We start from the raw sequence: 9,890 nt of genomic DNA, 5'->3' as shown, positions 1-9,890 counted from the left end.
GCCGGGTGCAGCCGCGGCGCCGGATAAGGCGGACGGCGCTGCGTCAGGCGCGGAAACGGCATCGGCGCCGGTGGTGAGCATGTGCGTCAGGCGGTCGCGCAGCGCGGCGCCGGCGACGTTGGCGGCCAGCACGCCGGTGGCCGGCGCATGGCCGGCCGCCACCAGGGCGGCGTGGGCGGCGAGCCAGGCGGCGGGCAGCTGGGCGGCGTCGGCGTGCATCACGGCGCCGTAGTCCAGCCAGGTGCCGGGGGCGGCGTCCGGCTCGGCCAGCGCCCACTTGATGCGGGTATTGCCCGCGTCGATCAGCAGTATCATGGCGCCAGCCTCAGCGACACGTCGCCCGACAGCACGGCCACGCGGCCTTGCGCGGTGTCCAGCAGCAGGCGCCCGGAGCCGTCCACGCCGGCGCTCAGGCCCTCGTGCAGCGTATCGCCGTGGTCGAGGATGCGCACGCCCTGGCCGCGCCACGCCTGCAGCCGGTTCCAGCGCTCGGTGAAAGCCGGGAAGCCGGTGTCGTCGAACTCGGCCAGCACCGAGGCCAGGCGGTTCAGCAGTGCGGCCATCAGTTCATTGCGGTCCATCTGCGCCAGCCAGGGCGCCGAGGCCACCTCGCGCCCGATGTCCGCTTCCAGCTGGTCCGGCATCAGCAGGTTGATGCCGGCGCCGATCACGGCCCAGACAGCGCCGTCCTGCGCGGCCTGCGTTTCAACCAGGATGCCGGCCAGCTTGGCGCCATCCTTGAGCAGGTCGTTCGGCCACTTCAGCTGCACCGGCACGCCCAGCACATTCATGGCCTCGGCCAGCGCCACACCCACCGCCAGCGGCAGGCCGATCAGGTTGTGCAGCGGACCCTTGAAGCGCCAGGCCAGCGAGAAGGTGAGCGTGGAACCAGGCTGAGACAGCCATGGGCGTCCGGCGCGGCCACGGCCGGCGGTCTGGCGTTCGGCGATCAGCAGCACCGGGCCGCTCAAGGCGTTGACGCGCTGCAGCAGGTCGAGATTGGTGGAGCCGGTTTCGGCCACCACTTCGAGCGCCACGTGGCTGGCGCACTCGGCGCAGTGGCGCGCAATCGCGGCGGGAGTAAGTTGCATGCTCATGGTGTTTTGCTGTCAGGTGCGCCCAGGCGGGCCTTGCGCGGCGCGCCGGCGAACGCCAGGTCGTAGAGCGCGTTGGGCAACAGGCGCAGCAGCTTGGCCACCACGCCCATTTGCCAGGGGATGACGGTGTAGCTGTTGCCGCTCTCGATGGCGCGCATCGCCGCCGCCGCGAACTTTTCCGGCGCCATCAGGAAGGGCATGGGATAGGCGTTACGCTGCGTCATCGGCGTGTCGATATAGCCGGGCGAGATGGTCACCACGCCGATGCCGTGCGGCTGCATCTCCAGCCGCAGCGATTCGCAGTAGCTGATCACGGCCGCTTTCGAGGCGCTGTAGGCGGCCGCGCCGGGCAGGCCGCGTATGCCGGCCACGCTGCCGATACCCACCAGCCGCGCGGGCGTCTTCTGCTGCTTCATGGCGGCGATAAAGGGTGCAAACGTGGCCACCGTGGCGTTCAGGTTGGTGGCGACGATGGCCTCGAACACCGGCATGTCTTCCGCGTATTCGGTCAGGGTGCCGTGCGAGATGCCGGCGTTGGCAATCACGATGTCGGCGCCGCCGGTGTGTTCGATGAAGTCCATGGCGGCCGCGCGGATGGCGGCATGGTCGCGCACGTCCACCGCGTAGGCGCGGTGCTTTTCAGGGAAGGGCAGGGTGGCGATCAGCGCTTGCAGCGATTCCCCGCGCCGGGCCAGCAGGCCGAGGGTGGCGCCGTGCTGCGCATAGCGCAGCGCCAGGGCCGCGCCTATGCCGCTGGACGCGCCCGTGATGAATACGCGTTTCAACGGCCGCCCATGCTTATTTCTTTTCCGATTTCGCCTTGGCGACCAGGAAGTCCATCACCTGCAGTGCGGCGGTTTGCAGCTCGGCTTCGGTTGGATTGCCTTGTATGCCGTTGGCGGCCAGGTGCGGCGAGGCCTGGAAGCGGCCGTCCACGATCAGCGTCGGCCAGGAGTCGATCTTGTAGGAGTCCATCATGCCGGCGGCGCGCTTGACCTTGGCCTGCACGCCGAAGGAGCGGTAGGTATCGATGAATTTCTGGCGCTCGATGCCGTTGGCGGCGGCCCACTCGAATACCTGCTCGTCGCGGTTCAGGCGGTTGCGCTCCACGTGCATCGCGTCGAACACTTTTTTATGGAACTGCGGCAGCAGGCCCATGGCCTCCAGCGTGTAGAACAGCTTCTGCTGCGGCAGCACGCTGTCGTCGCGCGGCACGTGCACGCGCTTGAAGACGATGTTGTCGCCTTGCTTCTTGACCCAGGCTTCCAGCATCGGCTCGAGGTTGTTGCAGTGCGGGCAGTAGTAAGCGAAGAACTCGATGACTTCGATCTTCTTGCCGGTGTCGGTCGGCTGCGCGGTTGCCAGCGTCTGGTACTCCACGCCGCTGATCGGCGCTGCGGGGGAGGCGGTGGCGGCAAAAGCCACGCTGCACAGTGCGACCACGCTCAGGAACTGCTTCAGGATACGCATGCGGTTTTCCTTATTCTCTGCTTACTTTTGATTGCGCACCACTGCCACGTCGATGCCGTTCTCGGACAGCTTGCTGCGCACCTTGTTCATCATTTCCACCTGGTTGTATGGGCCCATGCGCACGCGGTGCAGCACGCCGGTATCGGTGGTGCGGTCGGACACGGTCGCCTCGAAGCCCAGCAGGGCCAGCTTGGCGCGCGTGTTCTCGGCGTCCGCCACTTCGCGGAAAGCGCCTGCCTGCAGATAATATACAAACTTGTCGTCGCCCGCTGCGGCCGGGGCTGCGGCCGGGCCGGTTGGCGTCGGCTGCACATTGGTGGCGCCGGGCTTGGCCTTGCTGGCCGCTTCGATCTTGTCCACCACCTGCTGCAGTTCGTCCACCGCCGGTTTGGAGGGCGCGGCTGGCGCCGCAGGAGCCGCCGGGGCGGGGGGCGCGGCCGGTGCCGCGGGGGCCGTCGCCGAATCGCGCGACAAATCGCGCGCCGCTTCGCGTGCGGCTTCCTTGTTGCCATACATGGGCTTGTTGGGGTCCGACACCTGTCCCGCCGTCGGCTCCGCCGACTTGCCGACCTTGCCGGACTTGTCGGTGAACGGCGTGGCGCCCTTGGTGATCACCAGTGCCACGATGACCGCGATAACCAGGCCGATGACCAGGCCGATGATGATGCCCACCAGCGTGTTGCCTTGCTGGCGGTCCAAAGAGATGGGGCGGGAACGGAAACTCATTGTGCGGGATACCCTAAGCGATTACATTTTGTTTGGAGCGGAAACGCCGATCAGCGCCAGGCCGTTGCGCAGCACCTGGCGGGTTGCCACCATCAAGGCCAGGCGCGCCAGCTTGGTCGCCTCGTCTTCCACCAGTACTTTTTCGGCGAAGTAGAAGCTGTGCAGCGCGGCGGCCAGGTCGCGCAGGTAGAACGCCACCTGGTGCGGGCCCAGTTCGGCCTGGGCCCGCGCCAGCGCTTCAGGGTAGGCCGCCAGCGCGGCCAGCAGCGTCGCTTCGGACGGTGCGGTCAACGGCGCCAGGTCGACGCCGGCCAGCGACGCTTCGTCGCCGTTCCACAGCTCCAGCATGCGGCAGATGCGCGCGTGGGCGTACTGCACGTAATACACCGGATTCTCGTCCGAGGTCTTCAGCGCCACATCGACGTCGAACACGAATTCGGTGTCGGCCTTGCGCGAGATGAGGAAGAAGCGCACCGCGTCGCGGCCCTTGGTGATGTCGCCGCCGCCGGACCATTCGATCAGGTCGCGCACGGTCACGTAGGAACCGGCGCGCTTGGAGATTTTCACCTCGGCGCCGTCCTTCATCACGGTGACCATCTTGTGCAGCACGTAGTCGGGGTAGCCCTGCGGGATGCCCAGGTTTACTGCCTGCAGGCCGGCGCGCACGCGCGCGATGGTGCCGTGGTGGTCCGAACCCTGGATGTTGATGGCCTGGTCGTAGCCGCGCTGGAACTTGACGATGTGATAAGCCACGTCCGGCACGAAGTAGGTGTAGCTGCCGTCGCTCTTGCGCATCACGCGGTCTTTGTCGTCGCCGTAGTCGGTGGTTTTCAGCCACAGCGCGCCTTCCTGTTCGTAGGTGACGCCGGCCTTGACCAGCGCTTCCACGGCGGCGTTCACCTTGCCGTCCTTGTACAGCGACGATTCCAGGTAGTAGTTGTCGAACTTCACGCCGAAGGCCTGCAGGTCGATGTCCTGCTCGTTGCGCAGATAGGTCACGGCGAAGGCGCGGATCGATTCGATGTCGTCCACATCGCCGGAGGCGGTGGCCGGCGCGCCGTCGGAGGCGGACACGGTCTTCCTGGCCAGGAAATCGTCGGCGATGTCCTGGATGTAATCGCCGTTGTAGGCCGATTCAGGCCATTCGGCGTCGCCCGGCTTGAAGCCGCGCGCGCGCGCCTGCACCGACGTGGCCAGGGTCTGGATCTGCACGCCGGCGTCGTTGTAGTAGAACTCGCGGGTGACCTGGTAGCCCTGCGAGCCGAACAGCGACGACAGCGCGTCGCCCAGCGCCGCCTGGCGGCCGTGGCCCACATGCAGCGGGCCGGTCGGGTTGGCGGACACGAATTCGATGATCACTTGCTTGCCCGAGCCGGCGTCGCTGCTGCCGAACTTTGCGCCTTGCGCCAGCACGGACTTGACCACGGCCTGCTTGGCCGCGTCGGTCACGCGCAGGTTGATGAAGCCGGGGCCGGCGATCTCGGCGGCAGCGACGATGTGCTTGCCGGCCGGGTTTTCCAGCAGCGCGGCGACCAGCTTGGTGGCCAGTTCGCGCGGATTCATCTTCAGCTGCTTGGCCAGCTGCATGGCGATATTGCAGGCGACGTCGCCGTGCGAGGCGTCGCGCGGGCGTTCCAGCACGACGTTGGCGTTGACCCCGGAACCGTCGAGGATGGGCGCCAGGGCGGCGTGGAACAGGGCGGTGATCTCTTGTTTCTGATGGGCGAGCATGTGCGTTGGTGGCGGCCGGGCCGCGCTAAATTATCTGGTGAAAGCGCTTCTGAAAGCGAAACGGCCGGCAGCTTTGCCCCGGCCAAACAGCGGTAATTATACTGGTTTGCAAGAGTGATGAAACGTTTGCCCGGTGCACGCGCGGGGACAGGCGGTGATCCATCTTTGGATCGACACTGGCTAAATCGCTACGATGGCGCGATGGCACCCTGCATCGTCACGGCCTGTCTCGACTGAGGCGCCCTCCAGGGCGCAGGGCAAACTGGATTGCCATCCCTCTTTGCTTTTCAAGCACGCAAAGTTGGGTATAGGCGCACGCAGGTCTCGGCCCGTTAGCCTGAGTTGTCCACAACCCGGTTACAATCTCACCTTTATAGAATTTCCGCGATTTTTGCGGCCCGGCGGGCCGCTCGGCCCTGCCATGGGCGGACGCGAGCCATTACGGATATAACAAGATGACCAAAGAGCGCCCTGTCCTGAAACTGAAAACCCCTGCCGCGCCGGCCAAATCCGCCGCCGGCAAGGCGCCTTACAAGGGCGCTGCGGGCAAGGCGCCGTACCAGGGGGCGGCAGGCAAGCCGGCGTACGCCAAGCCGGCCGCTGCCCCGGACGCTGGCCCGGCGGCGGCCAAGCCGCGCCCGGCGCAGCAGCGCCGCCCTGTCACCGAGGATGCGGACAGCGCGGCGGCCGTGTGGGCCAAGGCGGCCCCGAAACAGCGCAAAGCGCCCCAACCCAAGTTCGCCGCGCCGCGCCCGAAGCCCGAATTCCGCGAAAGCCACCACCGCGACCTGAAGCCGGCGCTGCAAGTGGGCTTCAAGACCGACCTGCCGCCCGATTCGCTGGCCTTTTCGCTGCTGGGCGCGGCGCTCGCCGTGGCCCAGGTGCGCACCGGCGCGGCCCTGCCGCAGGCGCTGGCCGGCGTGTTCGCCAGCACCAACGCGCTGCCGCAGGCGCGCGGCGCAATGCAGGACATCGCCTACCGCGCCATGCGCGCCCTCGGCCACAGCGACGCGCTGATCGCCATGATGGCGCCCAAGGCGCCCGATCCGCTGGTCGCGGCCTTGCTGGCCTGCGCGCTGCCGCTGATGCAGCCGGACGCCGACGGCAGCCTGGCCTATGAACAGTTCACCCTGGTCGACCAGACCGTGTGGGCGGCCTGGGCCCATCCGGACACCGAACGCGCCAAGCCGATGGTCAACGCGGTGCTGCGCCGTTTCCAGCGCGAGCGCCAGCAGCTGCTGGCGGCCGCCGCGCTGCAGCCGGTGGCCAAGTGGAATTACCCGCAATGGTGGATCGACGCCGTGCGCGCCGCCTACCCGGACCACTGGCAGGCCGTGCTGAGCACGGGCAACCAGCCGCCGCCGCTGACCCTGCGCGTGAATGCGCGCCGCAGTTCGGTGGCCGATTACCTGGCAACGCTGGAACAGGCCGGCATCGCCGCCACCCAGGTCGGCCCGCAAGCGGTGCGCCTGGCCAAGCCGGTCGGCGTGCACCTGATCCCCGGTTTCGACGACGGCGTGGTGTCGGTGCAGGACGCGGCGGCCCAGCTGGCCGCGCAGCTGCTCGATGTCCAGGACGGCATGCGCGTGCTGGACGCCTGCGCTGCGCCGGGTGGTAAAACATGCAACATCCTGGAGCTGGCCGACGCCGACGTGACCGCGCTGGACGCGGACGCCAAGCGCCTGGCGCGGGTGGGCGAGAACCTGGACCGCCTGGGCCTGAAAGCCAGCATGAAAGCGGCCGACGCGCAGCACCCTGACTGGTGGGACGGCCAGGCCTACGACCGTATCCTGGCCGACGTGCCGTGCACCGCGTCCGGCATCGTGCGCCGCCACCCGGATATCCGCTGGCTGCGCCGCAAGGGCGACACGCTCCAACTTGCAACACTTTCGGGCAAAATACTCGACAACCTTTGGCAGATGCTCGCCCCCAATGGTAAATTGCTGTTCGTGACATGTTCGTTGTGGCCGCAAGAATCCGAGGCGCAGGCGGCCGCTTTCGCGGTGCGCCATGGCGCCACCCGTCTCGATGCGCCCGGTCAGTTGCTGCCCACCGGCAGTGCCGAACAGGATCACGATGGATTGTTTTACGCGTTATTCCAGAAAAATGCGTAATCGATGTGTGAAAACCCTATGCGCGCAAACTAGTACCGGCCCACTCGTGACGCTACGTTTTTTTCGACTCCTCGCCTGTCAGTTGCTGCTGATGTTCGCGTGCGTGCTGCCGCCTGCGCACGCCTCGGACGAGATCGTTGAAATCACCCGCGCCACCATCGAAGCGGCCGAAGAGGGCTACCGCCTGTCGGCCGCCTATTCCTTCGAGTTGAACCACGGCCTGGAAGACGCGCTGCAGTTCGGCGTGACGCTGTATTTCACCACCGAAGTCGAATTCACCCGTCCGCGCTGGTACTGGATGGACGAGAAGGCCGTCAAGGTCAAGCGCACCTTCAGCATCAATTACAACGTGCTCACGCGGCAGTACCACGTGGGCCCGGTCAGCGGCGTGCGCCAGAGTTTCTCCACGCTGGAGGACGCGCTGTTCCTGCTGCGCCGCCCCAGCCGCTGGGTGGTGGCGCCGCGCGGCGCGCTGAAGGTCGGCGAGGTCTACAACGTCACGCTGCGCATGGGCATGGACCGCGACTACCTGCCCAAGCCGATCCAGGTCAACGCCTTCAACAACAGCGAATGGCGCCTGGCGTCGAACAAGAAAACCTTCCTGTACAGGGCCGAATAAAGTGACGCCGGCCTTGCGGTACCTGTTTGTCGTCGCCGGCGCCACGGTCAGCATCCTGCTGTTCCTGCTCGCGTCCGCTTCCGACAATTCCGGCCTGTTCGACCGCTATTACGGCTGGCTGCTGGGCCTGAACGCGGCGGTGGCGCTGGCGCTGCTGATCCTGGTGGGCGTGTCGCTGTTCCGCCTGTATTCGCGCTACCGGGCCGGCAAGTTCGGCTCCAAGCTGATGACGCGGCTGGTGCTGCTGTTTGCCGCCATCGGCGTGCTGCCAGGGCTGGTGATCTTCCTGGTCTCGGTGCAGTTCGTGTCCCATTCGATCGATTCGTGGTTCAACGTGCGCATCGAGGAAGCGCTGGACGCCGGCCTGAACCTGGGGCGCGACGCGCTCGACAAGGCGGTGGCCGACCTCAACGCGCAAACCAAGAAAACCTCCAACCTGCTGGCCGAGGAACAGTTCTACGCCGCGCCGGCCATCCTGGCGCGCTTCGTCAAGACCCATCCCGGCACGCAAAGCGCCATCATTGTCGATGCCGAAGGCGGGCTGATCGTCTCGGCCACCGGGCCGCAGCGCATCAACCTGTCGGCCGACCTGCCCAATGCGCCCATGCTGGCGGTGGCCAAGAGCGAGGAATCGTACGCCCAGGCCGAGGGCGGCAGCGAGCTGCGCGACGACCGCGTGGGCGCGCCGCCGCCGCCGCTGCCGGACGCCTCCAACGTGCTGCGGGTGCGCGTGCTGATGGCCATCCCGGACCCGGTGCAGCCCAACGGCGCCCACCTGGCGCCGCGCTTCCTGCAGATCATCCAGGCGGTGCCGCCCAAGCTGGCCGCCAACGGCGAGATGCTGCGCACCGCCTACAGCGAATACAAGGAGCGCTTCGTGGCCCGCGTCGGCCTGCGCAAGATGTATATCGAAACGCTGACCTTGACCCTGCTGCTGGCTGTGTTCGGCGCCATCGCGGCCGCCTTCCTGATCGCCAACGACCTGGCCCAGCCGCTGCTGCTGCTGGCCGAGGGCACGCGCGCGGTGGCCGGCGGCGACTTGTCGCCGCGCCCCATCGTGGCCAGTTCGGACGAGCTGGGCACCCTGACGCAATCCTTCAACACCATGACACGCCAGCTGTCGGACGCGCGCATCGCGGTCGACAAGAACCGCGCCGCGCTGCAGAACGCCAAGGCCCACCTGGAGTCGGTGCTGGCCAATATGTCGGCCGGCGTGATGGTGCTGGACGGCGAGTTCCGCCTGGTCAGCTGCAACGATTCGGTCGAGCGCATCCTGCAGCACGCCGGCGTGACCATGATAGGCCAGCAGCTCACCGAGATCGACGGCCTGCAGGAATTCGCCAACGCCATCGTGGCCGCGTTCTCGGCGCAAAGCGCGCACTCGGCCGCCGGCCGCAACGTGCAGCGCCTGCACTGGCAGCGCCAGATCGAGATTCCGCGCCCGGCCAACAGCGCCAATCCGGACGAGCACGACCTGACCCTGCTCACGCGCGGTTCGCGCCTGCCGGTGGAAAGCGGCAGCGGCTACATCGTGGTGTTCGATGACATCACCGACGTGATCTCGGCCCAGCGCTCGATCGCCTGGGGCGAGGTGGCGCGCCGCCTGGCGCACGAAATCAAGAACCCGCTGACGCCGATCCAGCTGTCGGCCGAGCGGCTGCAGATGAAGCTGGAATCCAGGCTGGAACAGCAGAACGACGTGGACTTGCTGAACAAGGCCACCACCACCATCGTCAACCAGGTCGCGGCCATGAAGCGCATGGTGGACGATTTCCGCGACTACGCCCGCACCCCGCCTGCCGTGCTCGAGCCGCTGGACGTGAATGCGCTGGTGGAGGAAATCCTGAACCTGTACCTGTCCGGCGAGGGCAGCGACATCATCCACCTGGCGCTGGCGCCGCAGCTGCCGCTGGTGATGGGCGACGCCACCCAGCTGCGCCAGGTGATCCACAATTTGCTGCAGAATGCGCAGGATGCGCTGCTGGACCAGCCGCCGGCCGGCGCCGCGCCGCGCATCGACGTGGTCACCGAGGCGATTCATTACCAGAGCGCAGACGGCGGCACCCGCGTTGCCGTGCGCCTGGCGATCTCGGACAATGGCCCGGGCTTCGCCCCCAAAATCCTGGCGCGGGG

Annotated in this window: 9 protein-coding genes; 3 read left to right on the top strand and 6 right to left on the bottom strand. The window is 67.2% G+C overall.

Features of this window, described 5'->3' with window-relative positions; all coding sequences use genetic code 11:
- The 6 genes from AC6H42_RS09425 to argS form a co-directional block, all read right to left on the bottom strand.
- The coding region (locus AC6H42_RS09425) for a type III pantothenate kinase (RefSeq protein ID WP_497547901.1) at positions 1-315 on the bottom strand (315 nt) is incomplete at its 3' end.
- Entirely contained in the window at positions 312-1,097 is a 786-nt protein-coding gene (locus tag AC6H42_RS09420) for a biotin--[acetyl-CoA-carboxylase] ligase (RefSeq protein WP_497547900.1), read from the bottom strand. The genes AC6H42_RS09420 and AC6H42_RS09425, both read right to left, overlap by 4 nt.
- Positions 1,094-1,882: an SDR family oxidoreductase gene (locus tag AC6H42_RS09415; RefSeq protein WP_057154367.1), complete on the bottom strand. Its 789-nt coding sequence runs from the start codon at positions 1,880-1,882 to the stop codon at positions 1,094-1,096. Before AC6H42_RS09415 ends, AC6H42_RS09420 begins: the two co-directional genes overlap by 4 nt.
- A gap of 13 nt (positions 1,883-1,895) precedes the next feature.
- Entirely contained in the window at positions 1,896-2,567 is a 672-nt protein-coding gene (locus AC6H42_RS09410; RefSeq protein WP_057154368.1) for a thiol:disulfide interchange protein DsbA/DsbL, read from the bottom strand.
- A 21-nt stretch (positions 2,568-2,588) separates the two neighbouring features.
- Positions 2,589-3,293: an SPOR domain-containing protein gene (locus tag AC6H42_RS09405; RefSeq protein WP_497547899.1), complete on the bottom strand. Its 705-nt coding sequence runs from the start codon at positions 3,291-3,293 to the stop codon at positions 2,589-2,591.
- Between the two features lie 21 nt (positions 3,294-3,314).
- Positions 3,315-5,024 (bottom strand): arginine--tRNA ligase, encoded by a 1,710-nt coding sequence (gene argS / locus AC6H42_RS09400; RefSeq protein WP_057154370.1) that lies wholly within the window; start codon positions 5,022-5,024, stop codon positions 3,315-3,317.
- A 455-nt stretch (positions 5,025-5,479) separates the two neighbouring features.
- On the opposite strand from argS, the gene rsmB reads away from it, so the two are divergent.
- The 3 genes from rsmB to AC6H42_RS09385 form a co-directional block, all read left to right on the top strand.
- A complete protein-coding gene (gene rsmB / locus AC6H42_RS09395; protein WP_497547898.1) occupies positions 5,480-7,138 on the top strand; it encodes a 16S rRNA (cytosine(967)-C(5))-methyltransferase RsmB in 1,659 nt (552 codons plus the stop codon).
- Between the two features lie 91 nt (positions 7,139-7,229).
- Entirely contained in the window at positions 7,230-7,757 is a 528-nt protein-coding gene (locus AC6H42_RS09390) for a DUF4390 domain-containing protein (protein WP_229418114.1), read from the top strand.
- 1 nt (position 7,758) lies between these two features.
- Positions 7,759-9,890, top strand: a 2,132-nt coding sequence (locus AC6H42_RS09385) for a sensor histidine kinase (RefSeq protein WP_497547897.1), incomplete at its 3' end; no start/stop codon positions are given.

The sequence above is a fragment of the Massilia sp. NBRC 108631 genome, from assembly GCF_059704565.1.
The sequence above is the reverse complement of the archived record's forward strand: the minus strand, read 5'-3'. Positions and strand labels throughout refer to the sequence as shown.

What these genes read in the sequence shown, in the direction of transcription:
- AC6H42_RS09420 (WP_497547900.1), bottom strand. Translation starts at nt 1,097, where the DNA reads ATGAGCATGCAACTTACTCCCGCCGCGATTGCGCGCCACTGCGCCGAG.
- AC6H42_RS09410 (WP_057154368.1), bottom strand. Translation starts at nt 2,567, where the DNA reads ATGCGTATCCTGAAGCAGTTCCTGAGCGTGGTCGCACTGTGCAGCGTG.
- AC6H42_RS09405 (WP_497547899.1), bottom strand. Translation starts at nt 3,293, where the DNA reads ATGAGTTTCCGTTCCCGCCCCATCTCTTTGGACCGCCAGCAAGGCAAC.
- argS (WP_057154370.1), bottom strand. Translation starts at nt 5,024, where the DNA reads ATGCTCGCCCATCAGAAACAAGAGATCACCGCCCTGTTCCACGCCGCC.
- rsmB (WP_497547898.1), top strand. Translation starts at nt 5,480, where the DNA reads ATGACCAAAGAGCGCCCTGTCCTGAAACTGAAAACCCCTGCCGCGCCG.
- AC6H42_RS09390 (WP_229418114.1), top strand. Translation starts at nt 7,230, where the DNA reads ATGTTCGCGTGCGTGCTGCCGCCTGCGCACGCCTCGGACGAGATCGTT.